The organism is Pseudomonas juntendi (genome assembly GCF_009932375.1).
In the GTDB taxonomy this organism is placed as follows: domain Bacteria; phylum Pseudomonadota; class Gammaproteobacteria; order Pseudomonadales; family Pseudomonadaceae; genus Aquipseudomonas; species Aquipseudomonas juntendi.
The window spans coordinates 48,626-71,688 of record NZ_BLJG01000106.1; the positions used below are offsets into that span (position 1 = coordinate 48,626).

Here is a 23,063-nt window from a genome sequence, read left to right on the forward strand (position 1 = left end):
AGGGGTGTGCAGGGTTTACTGCAAGGGCGAAAAACCGGTGGGCCGCATCAGCCGTGAGTGCAGGCGCACGACTGCCCCCAGCTCCCGGTTGCGCCGCGAGAATTCCGTCCAGCGTGGGTCCGCCGCCATGGCCGCCCGGCGCGCCATGCGCTCGTCCAGGCTGCTATAGCCCCAGATATGCACCACCTGGTTGACGTCGCCGAACTCGCTGGTGAAAAAGCCCACCAGGTTGCCCAAATGTTCGCTTTGCACCTCCAGCGCGTGGCTCTGGTACAGCGCGAGCCAGTCGGCCATTTTCAGGGGGTCGAGGGTGTAGGTTCTCAGTTCGTAGTACATGCTGGGGTCTCCGTGGGGGTGGTGGGCGCCTGAAGGCGCGCAGCGATGTGGTTGGCAGCGAGCCAGCCGAACGTCAGGGCAGGGCCCAGGGTGATGCCGGGCCCGGGGTAGGTGCCTTTCATCAGTGAGTTCATGTCGTTGCCAACCGCGTACAACCCGGCGATGGGCTGACCGTTGCGGTTCAGTACATTGGCATCGGTGTTGGTGACCAGGCCGCAGGCCGAACCGAGGTCGCCGGTGTGGAGGCGGATGGCATAGAACGGCGCGCGGGTGAGCGGCGCCAGGCAGGGGTTGGGTTGGTGCTGCGGGTCGCCCATGTAGCGGTTGTAGCTGTTGCCGCCTTTGCCGAATGCACGGTCGGTGCCCGTGGCGGCATCACGGTTGAACTGTTCGAGGGTGCGGGCAAGCCCCTCCGGGTCCACGCCGATGGCCTGGGCCAGGGCTTGCGCTGTGGTCGCCCGGTACAGGTAGCCGGCATCGACCAGCGCCTGGTTGTTCACGGGGCTGGGCCGCGCCAGGCCCAGGCCATAGCGGTGCATCGCCTGGCCATCACAGACCAGCCAGCAACTGTTGATGCCTTTGGCGAACATCGTCTGCACGAAATGGTGATACGAGTCGGATTCGTTGACGAAGCGCCGGCCGCTGGCGTCTACCGCAATCACGCCGGGTTTGGCGCGGTCGGTCACCAGGTGCGGGAAACGTTCGTGGCGACCGTCGGCATGGCGCAGTTCGGAAACCGGTGCCCAGAAGAAGTTCGCCGCCAGGCCGTCGCCAACCGCGGCGGCCACTGCCTGGCCAAGGCGCAGTGCGGCACCGTCGTTGCTCGGCGGTGACATGCTCAGGTGCGCGCCCGCTTGCGCTGGGCGGTAGCTGGCGGCCAGCGCGCCAGCGGCGAACCCACCCATGGCGCACACCACGCCGCCACGGGCCATTACCCGTTCGCGGCGCCCGTCACGCTGTATCACCACGCCGGTGACCCTGCCGCACTCGGTGATCAGCTCCACGGCGGCGCTCTTCAACCACAGTTGCGTGCCATGGGCGAAGGCGCTGGTGGCGAGCCGGGCGACCAGTGCGTTGCCGGTCGTCAGCCGCGTGCCGCGCGGGTGCTGCAGCCTGTCCCGCCCATAGCGGGCCAACAGCTTCAGGCAGTGCCACAGTGACCGGGGCGAGCGGCGCATGCTGAGAAAGTGCTGGATGTCCACGCGGTTGACCATCATGCCGCCGAACAGCAGCATGCCCGGCGGTGGCATCTGCAGCGCTTTGAAATGTGCACCGAGTCGCCTGCCGTCGTATTCGACCATTTCCAGCGCGCGGCCAAACTCGGTGGCGCCGGGGGCGTGCGGGTAGTAATCCGGCGAGTGCGGGCGCAGGGAATAGCGCAATTCGGTGTGTTGCTCCAGCCAGCGCAGCGCCTGGTGACCTTGCTCGATGAAGGCGTCGGCCAGGGCTGCGTCGTAGCCGTCACCAATCACGTGTTTGAGATAGGTGCGCATGGCCTCGGGGGAGTCTTCGGCCCCCGCCGCGCGCGCCTGGTCGGTGCCGTACAGCCACACGGCACCGCCAGAAATGGCCGAAGTGCCACCGAAGTGCCCGGCCTTCTCCACCACCAGCACTTTCAGCCCGCGGTAGGCGGCCGTAGCGGCGGTGGCAAAGCCGCCGGCGCCACTGCCCAGCACAACCAGGTCGTAGCTATGTGAAGCTGCTTCATGAGTCGCCATGGCTTCAGATCTCCAGCGGCGTCACGCCCATGAAGGCGCCCAGATGGCCGAGTTGGGCAAAGGCCATTTCCGGCCCTGTCTGGATGTTGCAGCCGACCTGGCGGGCGCGGTTGAGCAGCGGGGTGATCTCGGGCGCAGTGACCACGTCGGCTACCAGGGTTTCGGGCAGCAAGGTGGCCAGCAAGGCGGCGGACAATGGCAACTCGGCACGGCTGCCCATTCCAACCGGAGAGGCATTGGCCAGCAGGTCGAAGCCTTCGAGCCCATTGAACGCTGTGTGGACCGTGAGCCCGCGGAAGGCAGTGCCAAGCAGGTCGCACAGTGCGCCCAGGCGCTCGCTGCTGGGGTCGCTGAGGGTAATACTGCCGATGCCGGCCTCGGCCAAGGCATAGGCGATGGCGCTGCCGACGCCACCACAGCCGATCACCAGTGCACGCTTGCCCGTTGGCACGAAGCCATGCTTGCGCGCAGCACCGAGGAAGCCGGCGCCGTCAACGTTGTCACCCAGCAAACGGCCGTCGCGCTCGCGGCGCACCACATTGACCGAGCCCAAGGCCGCAGCGCGTTCGCTCAGGGCATCCAGGCGCTTGGCCAGGGCCTGCTTGTACGGCACGGTGACCACGCAACCGCGCAGGTTTTGCCAACCGCGCAGGGCACCGACAAAGCTGTCCAGCGCTGCCTCGTGCAAATCGATGGGCAGCATGGCGACATCGCGGTGGTGGTTGGCGAACCAGGTGTTGAAGTTTTCCGGGGACTTCACCTGGGCGATGGGGGCACCGACGATGGCGACCAGTTCAGTGGAACCACGAATCATGCTGACCTCATTATTGGCGTTGTTGTGGCACCAAGGTTGAGGCAGTACAACGCAGACAACAATGCGCTTGGCGGTGACTTGATGCGATAATCGCAACCATGCTCCGTTTATCGCATTGATCGGCCCGATTAGCTTCCAGCCCTGAGGTAAGGCATGCCCACCCCCGTCATTCATCCCCGCGACCTTATCGCCGGCCTGCAAAAGGGCCTGGCCCTGATGCAAGTGTTCAGTGCCGAGCAGCCGCGCCTCAGTGTGCCGCAAGCCGCCCGCCTGTCAGGCCTCACCCCCAGCGCTGCGCGGCGTTTTTTGTTGACCTTGGTGCATGAGGGCTTCGCCCAGACCGACAGCCGTGAGTACTGGCTTACGCCCAAGGCCTTGCGCCTTGGGCAGGCCTATGTGGACTCGGCGCAATTGCCGCGCATGCTGCGGCCAATCATCGAGCAGGTGGCGCGGCAGACCCAGGAGCATGTGTCGGTTGGCACCCGCGATGGGGACGAAATCATCCATCTGGTGCGCAGCCGCTACAGCCATGTGGCGTCGTTATCGATCCGGCCAGGTTCGCGGGTGCCGATGTATTGCACGGCCGGGGGACGGGTGTGGCTGGCCTGGCTGGGGGAGGGCGCGCAGGCTGAATACTTTGCGCGCAACGCGTTGCAGGCGTTGACGCCGTATACGCAGACTGACCCTGTGCTGCTGCAGGCCGAGCTGCAGCGGGTGAAGGCACAAGGGTTCTGCATTGTCGACCAGGAATATGAAATCGGCATGCGCGTGCTGGGTGTGCCGTTGCTGGATCGCGCCGGCCAGTTGCAGGCGACGCTGACCATTACCACCCATGCCTCACGCTTGAGCATGGATGAAATCCGCTTGCGCTATCTACCGGCATTGTACGAGGCCCAAGCATTGTTGCGGCCGGTGCTGGGTTGAGCCCAGCACCGCAGGCCGCCGGTTCTACAGGGCGTCGGCCATAGCTTGGTCTTCGCCCAGGAAGCCGCCACTCTGGTGCTGCCACAGCCGCGCGTAAGTCCCTTGTTTGGCCAGCAGTTCGGCGTGAGTGCCTTGCTCGATGATGCGCCCCTCGTCCATCACGATCAGCCGGTCCATGGCCGCGATCGTCGACAAGCGGTGGGCAATGGCGATGACCGTCTTGCCCTGCATCATTTCATCCAGGCTCTCCTGAATCGCCACTTCCACTTCCGAGTCCAGCGCACTGGTGGCTTCGTCCAGCAGCAGGATGGGGGCGTTCTTCAACATCACCCGGGCAATGGCAATGCGCTGGCGTTGCCCCCCAGACAGCTTGATACCGCGCTCGCCCACCAACGTGTCGTAACCACTGTTGCCCTGGCGGTCGCTGAGCTGGTCGATGAACCCGTCGGCCTGGGCATTGGCTGCGGCGGCGCGGATCTGCGCGTCGGTCGCATCCGGGCGGCCATAGACAATGTTGTCGCGAATCGAGCGGTGCAGCAGTGAGGTGTCCTGGGTGACCATGCCGATCGCACTGCGCAGGCTGTCCTGGGTGACCTTGGCAATGTTCTGCCCGTCGATGCGGATTTCACCTTGGTCCACGTCATAGAAGCGCAGCAACAGGTTGATCAAGGTGGACTTACCGGCACCCGAGCGCCCCACCAGGCCGACTTTCTCGCCGGGGCGTATGTGCAGGGTCAAGTCGTTGAGCACCTGGCGCTCGCCGTTGTAGTTGAAACTGACCTGGTCAAAACTGACTGCGCCACCTTTGCTCACCAGCGTGGTCGCATCCGCTGCATCCTGCACCTTGGGGCCGCGGGTCAGGGTCCCCATGCCGTCCTGTACGGTACCGATGTTCTCGAACAGCGAAGTGATCTCCCACATGATCCAGTGCGACATGCCGTTGATCCGCAGGGCCATGGCGGTGATCGCGGCTACCGCACCGGCGCCGACCTGGCCCTGGTGCCACAGCCACAGTGCATAACCGCCGGCGCCCATGATCAAGGCCACGACCAGCGCCTGGTTGACGATTTCGAACAGGCTGACCAGGCGCATCTGGCGAAAGCCGGTCTGCTTGAAATCCTCCATCGCGGCACGCGCGAAATGCGCTTCACGGTTTGAGTGGGAGAACAGTTTCACCGTGGTGATGTTGGTGTAGGCGTCGGAAACCCGCCCGGTCATCGACGAGCGGGCATTGGCCTGTTCCTGCCCGACCTTGCCCAGGCGGGGGACGAAATACAGCATGGCCAGGCCGAACAACAGCACCCAGGCAATGAAGGGCAGCATCAGTTTCAGGGCAAAACCACCGGCCAGGGCGATGATCGCGATGAAGTACACGCCGATTCCGGGCAGGATCTCGATAAGGGTGAACAACACGTCGCGTACTGCCAGTGCTGTCTGCATCACCTTGGTGGTGACCCGGCCAGAAAATTCGTCGGAGAAGAACGACAAGCTCTGGCGCAGCATCAGCCGATGGAAGTCCCAGCGCAACCGTAGCGGCAAATTGATTGCCAGCACCTGGTGCTGAACCATGGTGCGCAAGGCCACCAGCCCGACGCTGACCACCAGCACGATACCGATGCCCCACAGCACGCGGCTTTCCTCGGGGCTGACCGTGCTGCCCGCCTGCCAGGCGGCCAGCAGGTCCACTACCTGGCCTAGGAAGGCGAAAAGCCAGGCCTCATAGACCGATACCCCGGCACTGAGCAATGCCAGCACCAGGATGTAACCACGGGCGCCGCGCGTACAGGCCCACATGAAGCGCAACAGCCCCATGGGCGGCGGTGGCACCTCGTCGGGCGGGAAGGGGTCGAGCCTGCGCTCAAAAATACGAAGCATGCTTGTCTCCGGGCATCTGCTTTGGCGTAACCGGTAACCATACAGCACTGGGCGCAATCCGCCTGCCAATAGACACCTGCGGTGCACATTCGATCAAACCGGCAGGCTTGACAGGTATCTGCTTCCCCTACCATTATCCAACCATCTCCACGCAACGGGCTTGCCAGCATGTCCATGACCAACCACGCCATCTTCGCTTCGGGCTTCAACGCCCAGGCTGGTGCGTGCGTTGCCGTTGCCAAGAAATCCAAGAAACAGCCGCTCATCTGACCGAGGCGCGCTGTCTCGTCAGGTGGGCTGACGAGACAGAAGGCGCCAGGCAACCCCGCCCGATTCCCTCCACTCTTCGCCCTGCTGACGCTGACTTTCGGTCAACATCAGGAGTTTTTGCATGTCGAATTTCCGTGGTATCTGGATCGCCCTCGTCACGCCCATGCGCGCGAATGAAATCGACTTCGCCGGGCTGGAAAAGCTGGTGAAGCGTTTGCTCGAAGAGGGCGTGGCCGGTTTTGTGGTGTGCGGTACTACGGGCGAGGCTGCGGCGCTGTCCAAGGCCGAGCAACTGGCGGTGCTGGATGCCGTGCTGGGCTGGGTTGAGCCGGGCAGGGTGGTGATGGGGTTGTCGGGTTACAACCTGGATGAACTGCTGGCCTTCCAGGCGCAGGTCCAGCAGCGGCCGCTGGGCGGGCTGCTGGTTCCCGCACCGTGTTATATCCGCCCTTCGCAAGCGGGTATCGAAGCCTTCTTCCACACCGTCGCCGATGCAGCCCGCGTGCCGGTGATCGTCTACGACATACCTTACCGTACCGGCGTACGCATCGAGCAGGAAACCCTGCGGCGTATCGTGCGCCACCCGCGCATTGCTGCGGTCAAGGACTGCAGTGGCGACCTGGAAACCACCCTGGCGCTGATCCAGGACGGTAACGCCCAAGTGCTGGCCGGTGAAGACCTGCAGATCTTCAACAACCTGTGCCTGGGGGGCGCGGGGGCCATTTCGGCTTCGGCGCATGTGCGGGCGGACCTTTACGTGCGCATGCTGCGCCAGGTGGACGCAGGTGACTGGGCGGCCGCGCGCGGCACTTTCTACCAACTGCTGCCATGGCTGAAAATGGCCTTTGCCGAGCCCAACCCGGCTGTGGTCAAGGCGGCATTGATGTTGCAGAACCTGATTGGCGATGAGGTGCGCGCCCCTATGCAGGCGTGCACGGCGGCGACCCGGGGCAAGCTGCAAGAGGTGCTGGCCGCACTCGGCGCCTGAGCCAGGGTATCTTCACGGGGGCACGGGGAGTAGCATCGGCCCCATGCGCCTTCACAGCGTCCAGGTTTTCGACCTGGAGGCAGTGCCAGAAGGCATCACGCCCCCTCGACCCGGTAGCCTTGCCACAGCCATGCCAGACGGTTTCCCAGCGTTGCCCTCGCTTAACGCGCTACGTGTTTTTGAAGTGGTCGCCCGCCACCTGAACTTTCGGCTGGCGGCCGAGGAGCTGGGCGTGACCCAGGCCGCTGTTGCGCAACAGGTACGCGGGCTGGAAGCGAGCCTTGGCCTGCGCCTGTTCGAGCGCCTGCCCCGCGGCCTGGCGCTGACCGATGCGGGCCTGGGCTACAGCGCCAGCATCCGCAACGCCCTGGCCATGATCGATGAGGCCACGCGCCTGCTCCGGCCACAGGCTGCCCACCTGACGGTCAGCGTCACCCCGACCTTTGCCTCGAAATGGCTGATACCCCGGCTCGGCGCGTTTGCCCAGCGCCACCCCGACATCGATTTGCGGGTGTTGGCGACCGATCGGTTGTCGCACTTCGGCACTGACAGCGTGGATGTTGCCGTGCGCTACGGCAACCCGGACGTCGGCGCGGGGCTGAACAGTGAACGTTTGATGGAGCAGCGGATTGTCGCGGTAGCCAGCCCGGCCCTGTTCAAGGGGGCCCACGCGCCCACTAGCTTCGCGCAATTGCAAGCGTTCGTCATGCTGCACGACGCCCACGATTTCTGGCCCAGGTTCCTGGCCGAGTTGTTCCCCCAGCACGGTCAACCCAGCGCCCGGAATCTGCGCTTCAACCAGACCTCGCTGGCTATCGACGCCGCCCTCAGCGGGCAGGGCATTGCCTTGGCCAGCCTGGCCTTTGTCAACGAGGACATCGCCGCTGGCAGGCTGAGCCAGGTGTTCGACCATGAATTGCGGCTCGACAAGTCGTTCTACCTGGTATGGCCACGCAAGCTGCAGCAACCCAAGGCGCTTGGTACCGTGCTGCAATGGCTCAAGGACCAGGCCGGCCCTCGCTGAGCCTGTTCGGCTAGTGGGCGTACTTCCTTGCCCCGGCCACACACATCACCGCCCCCAGCGTGACCACCAGCATCATCCAGCTGACGTGTTCGTGCAGCAACAAGGCTGCCAGGCCAAGCCCCATGAAGGGTTGCAGCAGTTGCAGTTGGCCCACGGCCGCAATGCCACCCTGCACCAGCCCCCGGTACCAGAACACGAAGCCGATCAGCATGCTGAACAGGGACACGTAGCCAAAGCTGAACCAGGCAGGGGCGCCTGCCCTGGCCAACACATCCGCGGTTGGCAGGTTGGCGATGGTCAGCAGCAGCATCAGCGGCAGCGCCACGATCAAGGCCCAGCTGATCACCTGCCAGCCCCCCAGCCTTCTGGAAAGGCGCGCGCCCTCGGCATAACCCAACCCGCAAACCAGCACCGCCGCCAACATCAGCAGGTCACCGCTTGCCGACGCTTCGGCGCCATTGAGCAATGCGTAGCCTGCGACCAGCCCGGCACCTGCAAACGAGAACAGCCAGAACAACGGCCGCGGCCGCTCCCCGCCACGCAGTACGGCAAACCCGGCGGTGCACAGGGGTAAAAGCCCCACGAACACGATGGAGTGGGCAGAACTGATGTGCTGCAGGGCCAATGCCGTCAGTAGCGGAAACCCGATCACCACGCCCAGTGCGGTCACGGCCAACGGCAGCAAGTCAGCGCGTTGCGGGCGAGGCTGCCTCAGCAAGATCAGTACAAGCGCACCCAGCAGACCGGCGATGGACGCCCTGGCGCAGGTCAGGAAGGTGGGCTCGAAAGCTGCCACAGCCACCCGCGTTGCCGGTAACGAGCCAGCAAAGATGGCGACGCCGATAAACCCGTTGATCCACCCGCTTGTTGTTTTTTCCATGGCCATACCCTTCGTTCATCCAGGCCCCAGTACAGCACCGACAACACGAGGAAGGCCATGTACAATCCAGTACAGTTGAACCGAACTGTTATGCCTATGAAACCAGTACAGTCGAGGGTGTGATGAGCCGGAGCGGTACGCGGATTGATGCGGTGATGGGCGAAATAAAATCGCGGATAGCCTCGCGAACCTATACCCCTGGTGCCAGAATCCCCTCGGTGCGGGCCATGGCGCGGGCCCTGCAGGTGTCGGTGTCTACCGTGCTGGAAGCCTATGAACGGTTGATGGCCGAGGGGCTGCTCAATTCTCGCCCGGGCTCCGGCTTTTACGTCGCCGGGCCGGTCGCGCCATTGGTGCTGACCGAACTGGCGCCCAGGCTCGACCGGGAAGTGGACCCGTTATGGATCTCGCGCCAGTCCTTGGAAACTGCCAGCGACGCGATGAAACCGGGGTGTGGCTGGCTGCCTGCCGCCTGGATGTACGAGGCGGGCATGCGCAAAGCGTTGCGCACCCTGGCGCGTTCCGACACCGTGAAGCTGACCGACTACGCCTCACCGCTTGGGCATCCGCCGCTCAGGCAGTTCTTGTCGCGGCGTTTGGCGGGGACCGGGATCGAAGCCCCGGCAGACCACATCATGCTCACCGAGTCCGGCACCCATGCCATTGACCTGATTTGCCGCTTTCTGCTGCAGTCTGGTGACACGGTGCTGGTCGACGACCCGTGCTATTTCAATTTCCACGCCCTGCTCAAGGCGCACAGGGTGAACATCGTCAGTGTGCCCTACACGCCGGCAGGCCCGGACATCGAGGCGTTCGGTGCTGCCTTGCGTGAGCATGCGCCACGGTTGTACATCACCAATGCCGGCATTCACAACCCGACCGGCGCCAGCCTGTCGCCGGTCACGGCACACCGGCTGCTGAAGTTGGCCGACAGCTCCAGCCTGGTGATCGTGGAGGACGAGATTTTCGCGGATTTCGAGGCCACACCGGCGCCTCGCCTGGCGGCCTTCGACGGGCTTTCGCGGGTCATCCAGATCGGCAGCTTTTCCAAGACCATCTCCGCCTCCATTCGTTGCGGCTACATTGCTGCGCGTGGTGAATGGATCGAGAGCTTGGTCGATCTGAAGATTGCCACCACCTTCGGCGGTGGCCGCCTTGGTGCAGACATCATTTACCAGGCCATTACCGACAGTGGCTACCGCAAACACATGGAGGGTGTTCGCCAGCGCCTGGCCCAGGCAATGACCACAACGGTCGCCAGGCTGCGCGCCCTGGGCATCGAGCCTTGGATAACGCCCCAGGCAGGCATGTACGTGTGGTGCCAGTTGCCCCACGGTAAAGATGCCGCCACGCTGGCCAAGGCCTGCTTGAGCGAAGGCGTGGTGCTGGCCCCTGGCAATGCATTCAGCCAAGCCGGTACTGCCGGTGATTTCCTGCGTTTCAACGTGGCCCAATGTGCAGATGACAGAATCTGGGAAGTGTTGGCGCGGGCGTTGCGCGGTTGAGAGGTCTAGGGCCCGGCGCCATCCCGTTGCCCGGCCGGGCGGTGACCCGTAAGGTTCAGTGGCATCTGCTTCAGCAGGTGGCAATGCCAGGTTCATGCTGTGGCGTTCGGATTTTGGATTATCGTTTGGCGCAATCGCCAGTCATGGATCAAACGAATATGAGCGATACCCCCCAGGCCGGCCGTAGTTACTGGGCAGTTTTCCTGATTTTTTTGCGATTGGGCCTGACTTCGTTTGGCGGCCCCATCGCACACTTGGCTTATTTCCGGGATGAATTCGTTGTGCGTCGACAGTGGCTAAGCGCGCGCAGTTATGCGGATTTGGTCGCCCTTTGCCAGTTTCTGCCCGGGCCTGCAAGCAGTCAGGTCGGCATCGCGCTTGGGCTGAGCCGCTTGGGCTATGGCGGTGCACTGGTTGCCTGGCTGGGCTTCACCCTACCATCGGCGATTGCCTTGATCCTCTTCGCTCAGGGCCTGGCCTGCTATGGCGATGCGGTGCCCACTGGCGTGTTGCACGGTTTGAAGGTGGTGGCGGTGGCGGTAGTCGCACAGGCGGTATGGGGTATGGCGCGTAATGCGTGCACCGATGCACCGCGCATGGCCATCATGGCGGCAGCGACCTGTTTCGTGCTGCTGCTGCCTTCGGCCTTAGGGCAAGTGGGCGTCATTGGCGTTGCCGCACTCATCGGTCTATTGCTGTTCAAGCCCCAGCCGGGGGCATGCCATGATTCACTGCCCATCAGCATTCGCCGTCGCGCAGGCTTATGTTGGCTGGCCTTGTTCTTGACCTTGCTGCTGGGGCTGCCGCTGCTGGCAACGTTATTCCCCGGCCAGACGCTGTCGATGCTGGACGCGTTCTACCGTTCCGGCTCGCTGGTCTTCGGTGGCGGGCATGTGGTGCTGCCGCTATTGGAGGCGCAAGTCGTGCCATCTGGGTGGGTCGACAAAGACGCATTCCTGGCTGGCTATGGCGCGGCTCAAGCCGTCCCAGGGCCGCTTTTCACCTTCGCAGCCTACCTCGGCGCCTCAATGAACCAGGCGCCCAGCGGCTGGCTGGGGGGCCTGATCTGCCTGGTGGCGATTTTCGCGCCTGCGTTCCTGCTGGTTGTGGGTGTTTTGCCGTTCTGGCAGCGGCTGCTGCGTAACAGCCGCACCCAAGCGGCACTGCTGGGCATCAATGCGGCAGTGGTGGGGTTATTGCTTGCCGCCTTGTATCAGCCCGTATGGACGAGTGCGATTCGCGCCCCACATGACGTTGGCCTGGCCCTTCTGGCGCTGGTTGCCTTGATGTTCTGGAAATTGCCGCCGTGGCTGGTTGTACTCTGCAGCGGCGGCCTGGGCTGGCTGTTGGATATCGCCCTGACAGGCTAATTACCGATGTCTGCAATCGCGGGGTGGATTGCCCGGAGCGTTGCGTCACTGCCATCGCAGCCCTGAAAACATAAATCACCGAAAGGTGCTTGACCGGAGAGAACGATCGTTCTACATTCGCCCCATGAGCAGACCAACGATAGATCACAGAGACCAGATCCTGGCCACCGCCGAGAAACTCATCTACGAAAACGGGATTCATGCCACGGGTATGGATTTACTGGTGAAAACTTCAGGCGTGTCGAGAAAGGGCATCTACAACCACTTCGCTACCAAAGATGATATTGCCGCTGCGGCCTTGGGGGCCCGCGACGTACGCTGGATGCAGTGGTTCAGGACTGAATGCGATAAAGCAGCCACGCCATACGCTCGCATACTGAACATGTTCACTGTGTTGAAAGGCTGGTTCGAGTCGGATGGTTTTCGCGGTTGTGCATTCATCAACACGGCAGGCGAGGTCGGGGACCCTGAAGATCCCATTCGCCAGATCGCCAAGTTGCACAAGCAGAAACTCTTGGACTACACGCTTGAACTGGCTGAGCAATTGAATGTTCGGCACCCGCCGGTCTTGGCCCGGCAGTTGTTTGTCCTGATCGAAGGCGCGATCACCATGGCGCGTGTCATGGGGGATTATCACGCTGCTGATGATGCCAAGGAAGTTGCGCAACTTTTGCTGAAAGAGTTTGCGCCCTGACGTTTGAATGCCTGAAGTTGTAATCACACTTTGCTGCCCAACTCGACTGGAGTCATTACCATGTCCAACGCCCAAACTCGCCCGCCACTTCCACCTTTTACCCGTGAAACAGCCATCGAGAAAGTTCGACTTGCTGAAGATGGCTGGAACAGCCGCGACGCGGAAAAAGTCTCGCACGCCTATACGCTGGATACCCAATGGCGTAACCGCGTTGAGTTCGCCACCAACCGCGAAGAAGCGAAAGGTTTCCTGACCCGCAAGTGGAAAAAAGAGCTGGATTACCGCCTGATCAAAGAGCTCTGGGCGTTTACCGATAACCGCATCGCCGTGCGTTACGCTTACGAGTGGCATGATGATTCCGGTAACTGGTTTCGCTCCTACGGTAATGAGAACTGGGAATTCGAAGCGGATGGCCTGATGCACCGTCGCTTCGCCTGCGTTAACGATATGCCTATCAAGGAAAGCGAGCGCAAGTTCCACTGGCCGTTGGGCCGCCGTCCGGATGACCACCCTGGGCTGAGCGAGCTCGGGCTGTAAGTGATCTTCCGCCTGAGCGTCTTCGTTGGCGAGCTAGCCCTGCCTACAGAACGCATCAGGGCTCACGGTTGTTTGCCAGAAGATTTGCAGCCGGTGCGAGGGGCCGCGGCGAGTGGCTGAGCTTCTCGCTGATCAATGCGCCGAGCTGCTCAGCCTGGGCAGCGCTGGCGCAATTGGTGAAGCTCAGCAGCAGCCCTGAACGGCGGGGAAGCGCCAGATGCCAGCGCGACAGGGCCTGTACCGCGATCCCCTTGGCCAGCAATTGCTCCGCCAGGAACGTGTCGCTTACCCCCTGCGGCAGGCGCAGCAGCAAATGCATGCCGCCTGGGGACCGCTCGACATGCCAACCTTTGGGCAAGCTCCGCTCCAGTGCGCCGAGGGTCAAGGCCCGGCGTTCGTTGTAGAGCCGGCGCATGCGTTGGATATGACGGGTGAAATGGCCCTCGGCAATGAACTGCGCCACCAAGGCCTGGGTCATCGAGGGTGAACCGCCGGAAAACAGTGCGTGGGCGACCCGCTCGAACGCTGCAACCTGAGCCAGTGGCACCGCCAGGTAGGCCAGGCGGATACCGGGGAACAGCATTTTGCTGAAGGTGCCCGCATACAGCACCCGCCCATTGCGATCCAGGCTGGCAAGCGGCGGGAGCGGGCGGCTGACATAGCGGTACTCGCTGTCGTAGTCGTCCTCCACGATCCAGGCCCCGGTGCTGGCGGCCCAGTCCAGCAGTAGTTGCCGTCGCGGCAGCGACAAGGCCATGGACAGGGGGCTCTGATGGCCCGGTGTGACCATGGCGACCTGCGCCGCCCTGGCGTTGGCGATAGCCTGCTCGACATTCATGCCCTCGGCATCCACTGCCACCCCCTCCAGTTCAAGCCCGAATTGGCGCAGTACCTGGCGCGTGACCGGATAACCCGGGTCTTCAACCCAGGCGCGCTCGCCGTTGCGCAACAACGTCTGCGCTACCAGCGACAGGCTGCTGCGCCAACCGCTGGTGATGAACACCTGCTGGGCCGTGCAAGCGATGCCCCGTGACATCTGCAGGTACGAGGCAATCGCGCTGCGCAGTGCTGGCAGCCCAAGGGGCGGCGGGTAGTCCAGGTCACCCGGCTGCATCCCGCGCAGGTAGCGAGCACCCAGGCGCGCCCAGATCTTGCGCGGGAAGGCATCCATCGCCGGCAAACCCATTTGAAATGGCAAAAGCTGTGGCGGGCGCCGCAGGGCGTCCGGGTCCTCGGGACCATCACTGGCCGGGGGCTGCGCTGTCGCCGCGGCTGCGGGCGGGCGCAGCTCAGGGTTGACCACGGTGCCTTTCTGCTTCAGGGCCAGCAGGTAGCCCTCACTGGTGAGCAACGAATAGGCAAGCTCGACGGTGCCACGGGCCACCCCCAGCTCCTTGGCCATGGCCCGCGCAGACGGCAAGCGGTCACCCGGCGCCAAGGTGCCTGCTGCTATCGCGGCGAGCACACGGTTGTAGAGTTGCCGGTAGAGCGGCGCGGCGGAGCGCTCATCGAGCGGTGCGAAGGATCGGGAAGAAAACGTCATCATGGCCTAGTTCATATACCCTTTCTTGGCTCATTCAAATGGGTTGAACGTGGTTCATCATAGCCCCGTCACCCATCGAACGAGCTTTGCCACCATGACGTTCACCCCGACCCCCTCAGTACTGCGCGAGCCTGACCTGGCTGATTCGGACCTGCGCCATCTGGACGGCGAGAGTGACCTGCATCTCGCGTTCCCGGTCATGCAGCAACTGCGCTCGCACCTGGCTGGCGAGGCCGACTTCATCGGCCGCGTCCAGCGTATGCGCGCTGAAGGCTATCGGCTGCTCGGGGGCTTCGGCTCAGGCCAGCTTGTGGCGCTGGCAGGTTACCGCCTTCAGGAAAACCTGGTCTACGGGCGGTTCCTGTATGTGGACGACCTGGTCACCGCCGAAACGCAGCGTGGCCAGCAGTGGGGCGCACGATTGCTGGCTGCCTTGCAGCGGTTGGCCCAGGCCACGGGGTGTGCGCGCCTTGTGCTCGATACCGGGTTGGCCAACACCCGCGCGCAACACTTCTATTCCCGTGAAGGCCTGCACAACAGTGCCACGCGCTTCCAAAAACAGTTCGCTGCGCCTTGAGCGGCAGCACGTCTCTCATCGAGGTAACTTCATGACGTCGTCAGAGCAGCCCAGGGCGCCTTTGCGCATTCTTCGCCTGATCGCCAGCCCGAACGGTCAGGCATCAGAAAGCTTCAAACTGTCCCAGCACATACTGCTCGGCTTGGCCGTGCAGGCTGGCAGGCGTGGTATACAGGTCACCGATTTCGACCTCAATGACCTGGCGCCGGTCGACGCCGGGTATGCCCAGGCCCTGGCCAACCTGGGAGGGCCTGAAGCCGTAGCGCAAGACGGCACATTGAACCGTTCCGACGAACTGATTGGCCAGTTGCAGGCCTGCGACCTGCTGCTGATTGCCACGCCAATGCATAACTACAGCGTGCCAGCACCGCTCAAGGCCTGGATCGATCACGTGGTACGGGTCGGCATCACGTTCCTGAGCACCGCGGCAGGCAAGGTGGGCACGGTGGTGGATCGGCCGGTTTATGTGGCCGTAGCCTCCGGGGGCTACATCAGCGGGCCGAATGCCCGCCAACCCGACTTTCTCCGGCCATACCTGTCCGCCGTACTTGCCACGATTGGCCTAAAGCAGGTCAATTACTTCACCCTCGAGGGCACCGCCAGAGGGGCGGAGTTTCTGCAAGCGGCCAGGGCTGCTGCACAGGCTGAAGTGCAAGGGTTCTTCGCCGCGTCTTCCAAGCCGCTACCGCAGGGGCAACACGCATGAGTCGTCTGAACTGGTTTACCGCCTCGCCTGGGGCCGCCAAAGCCCTCACTGGGTTACATCAGTTCGTGACAACGCAGACCGATCTACCGGCACCCTTGATTCATCTGGTTTTTCTGCGGGTGTCTCAACTCAACGGTTGTGCGCACTGTATTGACCTGCATTCGCGTGATCTGCTCAAGACGGGCATGTCGGTGGATAAACTGCTGTTGGTGCCGGTCTGGCATGAAGCGCACTACCTGTTCTCGGCGCAGGAGCGCTCGGCCCTGGCCTGGGCAGAGGAAGTGACCCGGGTCAGTGAGACGCATGTATCGGATGAGGCCTACGCCGCCGCGTCGGCCGCGTTCACAGAAAAAGATTTGGTCGAGCTCACCGCGGCCATTGCCGCGATGAACGCGTTCAACCGCATGGGTGTCAGCTTCCGCTTGCGACCGGCCGCGAAAGCATGAGGGTTGGTGGCAGGGGTTCAGGCCTGTAGCGGCGACCTCCTGCCCGTGATGCTTAAAGCGTACCGATGCGAGCCAGCGCTTGCTGGAGCTGATCGCGTTGCAGCGTGTCGAAGGGCAGGGCGAAGAATGCTTCGCAACGGGCTGTTATCCGCGCCAGGGTGGAGTGGAAAGCCGCGTCGACGGTCGCTGCATCGCCCTCTACATCGGACGGGTCCTCCAGGCCCCAGTGCGCCTTCAGTGCCGTGCCGAAGTACACCGGGCAGGCTTCGCCGGCGGCCTTGTCGCACACGGTGACCACGATGTCGGGCGGGCACCCCTCGAATGCCTCGTTACCCTTGCTGCTCAGGCCCTGGGTCGAAATCCCGGCCTGCTGCAGGGTGGTCAGGCTGCGAGGCAACACCTGGCCCTTGGGAAAACTGCCGGCACTGACGGCTTCAAAGCCGTCAGGCGCCAGGTGATTGAACACGGCCTCGGAAAGGATGCTGCGGCAGCTGTTGGCCGTGCACATGAACAGAACTCGCATGGGGGCTCCTCCGCTTGTTGGCGGACTATCAGAGGCTAAGGCGCAGTGCCAAAGCCGAAAGGGTGATCAACAGCACGGGCAGGGTCAGCAAAATGCCGACCTTGAAGTAGTAACCCCAGGTTATCCGCACGCCTTTGCGCGCCAGCACATGCAGCCAGAGCAGTGTTGCCAGGCTGCCGATAGGGGTGATTTTCGGGCCCAGGTCGCAGCCAATCACATTGGCGTAGATCATCGCCTCGCGCACCAGGCCTTGCGCTTCGCTGGCCTGGATCGACAACGCGCCGACCAGCACGCTGGGCATGTTGTTCATGACCGAAGACAGCAACGCTGCGATCAATCCAGTGCCCAGGGTGGCACTCCACAGCCCTTGTTGCGCCAGGCGGTCGAGCAGTTGGGTGAGCATGTCGGTCAGGCCGGCATTTTTCAGCCCGTAGACCACCAAGTACATGCCGAGCGAGAAAATCACCACCTGCCAGGGGGCCTCGCGCAGCACGCGGCGGGTCGCAATGCGCTGCCCGCGCGCGGCGACCGCGAACAGTAGGGCGGCACACACGGCTGCCACTGCACTGATCGGGATACCCAGTGGCTCAAGGGCGAACAGGCCCACCAGCAACGCCAGCAACACCCAACCCCCGACCGTGAAGGTGGCACGGTCGTGGATCGCTTCGCCGGGCGTTTTCAGGGCTGCAACGGTGTAGTGCTGCGGTATGTCACGGCGAAAGTACAACGACAGTACCAGCAGCGTCGCGGCGACGCTGGCCAGGTTCACCGGCACCATCACCGAAGCGTACTCGGCGAAGCCCAACCCGAAGTAATCGGCCGAAACGATGTTCACCAGGTTGGAGACAACCAGCGGCAGGCTGGCGGTATCGGCGATAAAGCCGGCGGCCATGACGAAAGCCAGCGTCGCAGCCGGCGAGAAACGCAGCGCCAGCAGCATCGACATGACGATGGGGGTGAGGATCAGCGCCGCACCGTCGTTGGCGAACAATGCCGACACGGCAGCACCGAGGAGTATGCAGAAGGCGAACAGGCGGTAGCCGCTGCCATTGGCCCAGCGCGCCACATGCAGGGCTGCCCATTCGAAAAACCCGGCTTCATCGAGCAGCAGGCTGATGATGATGACGGCGATGAACGTGAACGTGGCGTTCCAGACGATGCCCCAGACCGCCGGGATGTCGTGCAGCGAAACGGCACCTGTGGCAAGGGCGATGACCGCGCCGAGCGCGGCGCTCCAGCCAACGCCAAGCCCTTTGGGCTGCCAGATGACCAGGGTAAGGGTGAAAACGAAGACTGCAATGGCGACCAGCATAGGGTTCTTTCTCGTTGTTGATCAGCAGCAGGCAGAGCCCCGGACAGGGCGGCCATCCATGTTCTGCAGGCGTTGGGTGTTGTGTGCCAACCATTGCTCGTTGGCCTGTAGCGTCGCCTGCAGAACCGCATTGACCCAAGTGGGCAGGTCCGGGTTGAGGCGGTAATACACCCATTGCCCCTGGCGTCGGTCCAGCAACAGGCCACTGCTGCGTAGCTGGGCCAGGTGGCGGCTTATCTTCGGCTGGCTGTCGTTCAGCGCGCACATCAACTCGCAGACGCAAAGTTCACCCAGGCTGGCGATCAGCAGGGTGGCGCGGGCACGGGTTTCGTCGGCCAGGCATTTGAACACTTCAGGTGGGGTAATCATGGCAGTGTCTTTACATATGGAAATCCGAATATACGTATTTCCATATGTGCTGTCCCAGCGGATTTGTGATCTGCCGCCGCGGCCGCGCCTTGTCATTTGCCGGGGCTTGAGGCAGGGTCGAGGGCAATGACGTCCCTGCCAAAGGAGCCAGCCCATGTCAAAGCTTTATCCCAGTGTCGACCCCGAGGGTTTGATCGAGTACTCGGTGGTGTACACCGACCGCTCCCTAAACCATATGTCACAGGCATTTCAGGGCGTGATGAAGAACATCTCCGCCACCTTGAAACAGGTCTACAACGCCCAGGGTGTGGCTGTGGTGCCGGGCAGTGGCACGTTTGGCATGGAAGCGGTGGCGCGGCAGTTCGCCACTGGCCAGCAGTGCCTGGTGATCCGCAACGGCTGGTTCAGTTATCGCTGGAGCCAGATTCTCGAGATGGGCAACATTCCGGCGGCTACCACGGTGCTGAAAGCCAGGCCGGTGGAAACCGGGCGCCAGGCGGCCTATGCGCCACCGCCGCTGGATGAAGTGCTGGCGGCGATTGCGGCACACAAACCGCAGGTGGTCTTTGCCCCGCATGTCGAAACGTCATCCGGGATCATGCTGCCCGACGATTACCTGCGCGCGGTGGGTGAGGCCGTGCATGCAGTGGGCGGCTTGTTCGTGCTGGACTGCATCGCCTCCGGCGCGGTGTGGGTCGATATGCACACATGCGCCGTCGACCTGCTGCTCAGCGCGCCGCAGAAGGGCTGGAGTGCTTCCCCATGCTGCGCCCTGTTGATGTTCAGTGCCCTGGCCCTGCAACGCATCGAGCAGACACAGAGCAGCAGTTTTGCCTGCGACCTGAAAAAGTGGCTGCAGATCATGCAGGCTTATGAGCAGGGCGGGCATGCCTACCACGCGACCATGCCTAGCGATGCACTGGCAAGGTTCAACGGCGTGATGAACGAGATGCGCGCCTACGGCTTCGACGCACTGCGGGCCGAGCAACAGGCCCTCGGCAAGCGGGTGCGCGCCCTGTTGGCCGGCAAAGGCATCAAGAGCGTGGCTGCCAGCGGTTTCCAGGCCCCGGGTGTAGTGGTGAGCTACACCGATGATGCCGCCATCAAGAACGGCAGCAAATTTGCCGACCACGGGCTGCAGATCGCCGCTGGGGTGCCGCTGCAGTGCGATGAGCCGGCAGATTTCCAGACTTTCCGCATTGGCCTGTTCGGGCTGGAAAAGCTGCAGCATATCGAGCGCACCGTCAGCACGCTGGAGCAGGCGCTGGAAGAGGTGCTGGCGGAATAAGGGTTCCCGCCCACCCTTGCAGCCAAGCCGCTTCGCTATTGTCGTCGCCAGACCTCGCCTTGCTCGCTAACCACCCAAGGCTTGTCAGCCGCGTCGATGCACACCCCGCCTACCCAACGCTGAGCAGGGTGCTGGTCGAGCCAGTGGCGCTGGCCGGCCAGCACCTGTTCGGCGAGTGCGGTCAGCCGTAATGGCCGATGGGCCCAGGCGTCGCCCGGGCCTTCGCGCAGCAGCGGGTGGGGTGTATGGAGCAACGGCTGCAGCAGGGCATGGAACATCATGTCGCCCAGGTAAGGGAGCGGCTCATCCTGCTGCATCAGTTGGGTAAACACGCGTCCGGCTGGCAGCTCCCCATGCGATGCCAGAACGCGCAGCAGCAGGCGTTCGGTCAAGCTCAAGCCGTCGCTGGCGCCAGGCAGCTCTTGCAGCTGGCGCGCCAGTGCCCGGCCCAACAGCGGCAAAGGCCGGTGCTGGCGGCCAGCGAGGGCGGCCCAGACTTGGGGTTCAGCGGCGGTGTAGGCAGCCCAAGCCTGGCGCGCCAAGGTCAGTGCATCCTCACCCAGCGCGCGACGTTGTGGCCATAGCCAGGCCAGCAGATCCGGGGCCAGTTGGCCGATACCGATGAAGCGCTCTACGCCAGGGACCTGGTCGATTTCGATCAGCTCCAGGCGTCGCGGCAAACAGGGCAGGCTGGCGAGCACGCGGATCAGGAACAACTGGTCGTAAGCGTCGGCTTCGCACCACAGCACCAGCTGGCTGTCGCCGTTCAAACCGGCCAATGCGGCTTGCTGTGCAGCCTGGCGCAGGGCGACAGCCTCGGCGCTGAGGTTGAACGCTTGCTGTATGAACGCGCCGCGCACCGGCCAGTACCGATCTTCTGGCAGGGCCGGCACCGGCCCCATCACCATGGGGTCGTCGAACATCTGGAAAGCGCCGGCAAACCCCGCAACCCGCAAGCTGTGGGCAATATCGTTACCGCAGCGCCAATGCTGCACGGCGGCTTCGTCATCGGCAGCGAAGCCAGGCTGGCGTGCGGCGAACGCTACGGCATCGGCATGCGCCTTGAGCTTGGGCCAGCTGGCGAAGCCGGCTTCGCGGGCCACCAGCCATTGGGTATCGGCAAGGCGATAATGGGGGCCAGGCAGGCCAAGGGTACGCAACTGTTCCCGGGCGTCGTCGGCCTGGTGGTGCTTCAGGGCGTTGAGCAAACGCTTGGCGCGTTTGCGCAAGGCGGCAAGATCGAGCAGGCCATGGTGGCGGGATGCATGGATGGTGGGCATGCCAACTCCTTTGAGGCTCGGTCCGCCGACAAGCCTGGAGCTGGTATGGAAACAGGTTATCGCATGGCTCGGGTAACCCCTTTGCGCGGACCGCAGGCGCAGCCAGCGCCAGGGCTCGACTTTAACCGCATCGCGGCTTGGCTGGCAAACCCAGGCTTTCCCTGCCGAGCCCGCCAACGCATGCGCTGCCAGGCACCGCGCGGGTTGCTTGGCGAGGCCCCGCATGCAGGCAACATCTGTTCGGTTACCGCCCACAAGCATGCCTGAGCCCCTCAAGCCGGCGCCGCGCCGCTCCGATAGCAGCACACCCACCGTCGAATCATCGATCAGAAGTGGTGCCAACCAGGAGTACTGCCCGCATGCTTGCCAACTTGAAGATCCGCACCGGAATGTTCTGGGTATTGTCGCTGTTCAGCCTGACCCTGCTGTTTTCCACCCTCAGTGCCTGGCGAGCGGCGGTTGGCAGTGACCAGCAGATCACCGAACTGGACCAGACTGCGCACCAGTCGGACCGCTTGAACAATGCCTTGCTGATGGCCATTCGTTCCAGCGCCAACGTGTCGTCGGGCTTCATCGAGCAACTCGGCGGCCACGACGACAGTGCTGCCAAGCGCATGGCACTGTCGCTCGATTTGAACGAAAAAAGCCAGAAGCTGGTCGACGAATTCGTCGAAAACAGCCGCGAGCCGGCCCTGCGCACTTTGGCGACCGAGTTGCAGGCGACCTTCGCCGAATACGCCGCCGCGGTGGCCGGGCAGCGTGAGGCCACCCGCCAGCGCTCGCTGGAGCAATATTTCAAGGTCAACGTTGACGCCGGTAACGCCATGGGCCGGTTGCAGGCGCTACGTCAGCAACTGGTTGGCGAATTGGGCCAGCGTGGCCAGCAGATCATGCTCGAGTCCGATCGCCGCCTGGCCCGTGCGCAGTTGCTCAGCCTCGGCCTGCTGGCGCTGACCTTGGCCCTGGCAGCCCTGTGCTGGGGCTTCATCGCCCAGCGAGTGCTGCACCCCCTGCGTGAGGCCGGCCAGCACTTCCAGCGTATTGCCGGGGGCGACCTGAGCGTGCCAGTGCAGGCACAAGGCAGTAACGAGATCGGCCAGCTGTTCCACGAGTTGCAGCGTATGCAGCAAAGCCAGCGCGACACCCTGGGCCAGATCGGGCGCTGTGCCCGGCAACTGGACGAAGCCGCCACTGCGCTGGACGCGGTAACCGAGCAAAGCGCCAACAACCTGCGCCAACAGGGGCTGGAGCTGGAACAGGCAGCCACTGCCGTGACCGAAATGACCACCGCCGTGGAGGAGGTTGCACGCAATGCCATCAGCACCTCGCAGACCACCAGCGAGTCCAATCAGCTAGCCACGCAAAGCCGCCGCCAGGTCAGCGACAATATCGACGGCACCGAGGCCATGACCCGCGAGATCCAGACCAGCAGTACCCACTTGGAGCAGTTGGTGGGGCAGGTGCGCGATATCGGCAAGGTGCTGGAAGTGATCCGCTCGGTCTCCGAGCAAACCAACCTGCTGGCGCTGAACGCCGCCATCGAAGCGGCGCGTGCCGGGGAGGCGGGCCGCGGCTTTGCCGTGGTGGCCGATGAAGTGCGTACGCTGGCCTACCGCACGCAACAGTCGACCCAGGAAATCGAGCAAATGATCGGCCGCGTACAGGCCGGCACCGAAGCGGCAGTGGCGTCGATGCAGGCCAGCACCCACCGTGCGCAGTCGACCCTGGACGTCACCCTGGCCTCGGGGCAGGTGCTGGAGGGTATCTACAGTGCGATTGGCGAAATCAACGAACGCAACCTGGTCATCGCCAGCGCCGCCGAAGAGCAGGCGCAGGTTGCGCGCGAAGTGGACCGCAACCTGCTGAACATCCGTGAACTGTCCAACCATTCGGCGGCCGGGGCGCAGCAGACCAGCGCTGCGAGCAAGGCACTGTCGGGCCTGGTGGGGGAGATGACGACCTTGGTCGGGCAGTTCAAGGTTTGAACGCCTTCGGCCCAGAACATTTACGAGCCTCGCAGAGATCGAGCGGCCCTCGCGCAGCGCTCGGTCTCTCGGCACGCACCTGCCATCGAAAACTCAGTC

Annotated in this window: 22 protein-coding genes; 12 read left to right on the forward strand and 10 right to left on the reverse strand. The window is 63.5% G+C overall.

The window, feature by feature from the left end; translation table 11 throughout:
* Positions 1-15: 15 nt before the first annotated feature.
* Genes GYA94_RS14865 through GYA94_RS14875 form a run of 3 tightly spaced genes read right to left on the reverse strand, consistent with a single transcriptional unit; the run spans position 16 to position 2,868 of the window.
* Positions 16-336: an NIPSNAP family protein gene (locus tag GYA94_RS14865; protein ID WP_161892588.1), complete on the reverse strand. Its 321-nt coding sequence runs from the start codon at positions 334-336 to the stop codon at positions 16-18.
* Complete coding sequence (locus GYA94_RS14870; RefSeq protein ID WP_161892589.1) at positions 321-2,054, reverse strand: FAD-dependent oxidoreductase; 1,734 nt, start codon at positions 2,052-2,054, stop codon at positions 321-323. The genes GYA94_RS14865 and GYA94_RS14870 overlap by 16 nt, the downstream gene beginning before the upstream one ends.
* 4 nt (positions 2,055-2,058) lie before the next feature.
* Positions 2,059-2,868: a shikimate dehydrogenase family protein gene (locus tag GYA94_RS14875; RefSeq protein ID WP_161892590.1), complete on the reverse strand. Its 810-nt coding sequence runs from the start codon at positions 2,866-2,868 to the stop codon at positions 2,059-2,061.
* 153 nt (positions 2,869-3,021) lie between these two features.
* On the opposite strand from GYA94_RS14875, the gene GYA94_RS14880 reads away from it, so the two are divergent.
* Positions 3,022-3,792, forward strand: a complete 771-nt coding sequence (locus GYA94_RS14880; protein ID WP_064314589.1) for an IclR family transcriptional regulator domain-containing protein — start codon at positions 3,022-3,024, stop codon at positions 3,790-3,792.
* Positions 3,793-3,816: 24 nt separating this feature from the next.
* On the opposite strand, the gene GYA94_RS14885 is transcribed toward GYA94_RS14880, so the two are convergent.
* On the reverse strand, positions 3,817-5,667 hold the full coding sequence (locus GYA94_RS14885; protein WP_161892591.1) for an ABC transporter ATP-binding protein: 1,851 nt from the start codon (positions 5,665-5,667) through the stop codon (positions 3,817-3,819).
* 391 nt (positions 5,668-6,058) lie between these two features.
* On the opposite strand from GYA94_RS14885, the gene dapA reads away from it, so the two are divergent.
* Positions 6,059-6,925: a 4-hydroxy-tetrahydrodipicolinate synthase gene (gene dapA / locus GYA94_RS14890; protein ID WP_161892592.1), complete on the forward strand. Its 867-nt coding sequence runs from the start codon at positions 6,059-6,061 to the stop codon at positions 6,923-6,925.
* Between the two features lie 130 nt (positions 6,926-7,055).
* Positions 7,056-7,949 (forward strand): LysR substrate-binding domain-containing protein, encoded by an 894-nt coding sequence (locus GYA94_RS14895; protein ID WP_110678295.1) that lies wholly within the window; start codon positions 7,056-7,058, stop codon positions 7,947-7,949.
* 10 nt (positions 7,950-7,959) lie between these two features.
* Here the strand turns inward: GYA94_RS14895 and GYA94_RS14900 are convergent, their stop codons facing one another.
* Positions 7,960-8,829: a DMT family transporter gene (locus GYA94_RS14900; RefSeq protein ID WP_054904037.1), complete on the reverse strand. Its 870-nt coding sequence runs from the start codon at positions 8,827-8,829 to the stop codon at positions 7,960-7,962.
* 122 nt (positions 8,830-8,951) lie between these two features.
* Between GYA94_RS14900 and GYA94_RS14905 the strand changes: the two genes are divergently transcribed.
* The 4 genes from GYA94_RS14905 (at position 8,952) to GYA94_RS14920 (ending at position 12,935) form a co-directional block, all read left to right on the forward strand.
* Complete coding sequence (locus GYA94_RS14905) at positions 8,952-10,334, forward strand: aminotransferase-like domain-containing protein (RefSeq protein WP_161892593.1); 1,383 nt, start codon at positions 8,952-8,954, stop codon at positions 10,332-10,334.
* Positions 10,335-10,492: 158 nt separating this feature from the next.
* Positions 10,493-11,704: a chromate efflux transporter gene (gene chrA / locus GYA94_RS14910; RefSeq protein WP_161892606.1), complete on the forward strand. Its 1,212-nt coding sequence runs from the start codon at positions 10,493-10,495 to the stop codon at positions 11,702-11,704.
* A gap of 124 nt (positions 11,705-11,828) precedes the next feature.
* On the forward strand, positions 11,829-12,398 hold the full coding sequence (locus tag GYA94_RS14915; RefSeq protein WP_110678301.1) for a TetR/AcrR family transcriptional regulator: 570 nt from the start codon (positions 11,829-11,831) through the stop codon (positions 12,396-12,398).
* Positions 12,399-12,458: 60 nt separating this feature from the next.
* On the forward strand, positions 12,459-12,935 hold the full coding sequence (locus GYA94_RS14920; protein ID WP_110678303.1) for a nuclear transport factor 2 family protein: 477 nt from the start codon (positions 12,459-12,461) through the stop codon (positions 12,933-12,935).
* A gap of 55 nt (positions 12,936-12,990) precedes the next feature.
* Here the strand turns inward: GYA94_RS14920 and pdxR are convergent, their stop codons facing one another.
* Positions 12,991-14,478, reverse strand: a complete 1,488-nt coding sequence (pdxR, locus tag GYA94_RS14925) for a MocR-like pyridoxine biosynthesis transcription factor PdxR (protein WP_174824183.1) — start codon at positions 14,476-14,478, stop codon at positions 12,991-12,993.
* Between the two features lie 94 nt (positions 14,479-14,572).
* Between pdxR and GYA94_RS14930 the strand changes: the two genes are divergently transcribed.
* From GYA94_RS14930 to GYA94_RS14940, 3 genes are read left to right on the forward strand one after another with little or no spacing between them, the layout of a single operon-like run.
* The gene (locus GYA94_RS14930; RefSeq protein WP_161892595.1) at positions 14,573-15,055 is read left to right on the forward strand and encodes a GNAT family N-acetyltransferase; all 483 of its coding nucleotides are present in this window, start codon (positions 14,573-14,575) and stop codon (positions 15,053-15,055) included.
* A gap of 31 nt (positions 15,056-15,086) precedes the next feature.
* Positions 15,087-15,761 carry an FMN-dependent NADH-azoreductase gene (locus GYA94_RS14935; protein ID WP_110678309.1) on the forward strand — a complete coding sequence of 225 codons (675 nt, stop codon included), beginning with the start codon at positions 15,087-15,089 and terminating at the stop codon, positions 15,759-15,761.
* Entirely contained in the window at positions 15,758-16,207 is a 450-nt protein-coding gene (locus GYA94_RS14940; RefSeq protein ID WP_110678311.1) for a carboxymuconolactone decarboxylase family protein, read from the forward strand. Before GYA94_RS14935 ends, GYA94_RS14940 begins: the two co-directional genes overlap by 4 nt.
* Before the next feature lie 52 nt (positions 16,208-16,259).
* Here GYA94_RS14940 and GYA94_RS14945 read toward each other — a convergent pair whose 3' ends face one another.
* Genes GYA94_RS14945 through GYA94_RS14955 form a run of 3 tightly spaced genes read right to left on the reverse strand, consistent with a single transcriptional unit; the run spans position 16,260 to position 18,411 of the window.
* The gene (locus tag GYA94_RS14945) at positions 16,260-16,730 is read right to left on the reverse strand and encodes an arsenate reductase ArsC (protein ID WP_161892596.1); all 471 of its coding nucleotides are present in this window, start codon (positions 16,728-16,730) and stop codon (positions 16,260-16,262) included.
* Positions 16,731-16,758: 28 nt separating this feature from the next.
* Positions 16,759-18,042 (reverse strand): arsenic transporter, encoded by a 1,284-nt coding sequence (locus tag GYA94_RS14950; RefSeq protein WP_110678314.1) that lies wholly within the window; start codon positions 18,040-18,042, stop codon positions 16,759-16,761.
* Between the two features lie 21 nt (positions 18,043-18,063).
* Positions 18,064-18,411, reverse strand: a complete 348-nt coding sequence (locus GYA94_RS14955; RefSeq protein WP_029885761.1) for a metalloregulator ArsR/SmtB family transcription factor — start codon at positions 18,409-18,411, stop codon at positions 18,064-18,066.
* Positions 18,412-18,565: 154 nt separating this feature from the next.
* On the opposite strand from GYA94_RS14955, the gene GYA94_RS14960 reads away from it, so the two are divergent.
* Positions 18,566-19,699, forward strand: coding sequence for a pyridoxal-phosphate-dependent aminotransferase family protein (locus tag GYA94_RS14960; RefSeq protein ID WP_161892597.1), 1,134 nt, complete (start codon positions 18,566-18,568; stop codon positions 19,697-19,699).
* Between the two features lie 35 nt (positions 19,700-19,734).
* On the opposite strand, the gene GYA94_RS14965 is transcribed toward GYA94_RS14960, so the two are convergent.
* Positions 19,735-20,979 carry a DUF1835 domain-containing protein gene (locus GYA94_RS14965; RefSeq protein ID WP_161892598.1) on the reverse strand — a complete coding sequence of 415 codons (1,245 nt, stop codon included), beginning with the start codon at positions 20,977-20,979 and terminating at the stop codon, positions 19,735-19,737.
* A 359-nt stretch (positions 20,980-21,338) separates the two neighbouring features.
* Here GYA94_RS14965 and GYA94_RS14970 point away from each other — a divergent pair, with 359 nt between their 5' ends.
* Positions 21,339-22,964, forward strand: coding sequence for a methyl-accepting chemotaxis protein (locus GYA94_RS14970; RefSeq protein ID WP_161892599.1), 1,626 nt, complete (start codon positions 21,339-21,341; stop codon positions 22,962-22,964).
* The last annotated feature ends 99 nt before the right edge of the window (positions 22,965-23,063 follow it).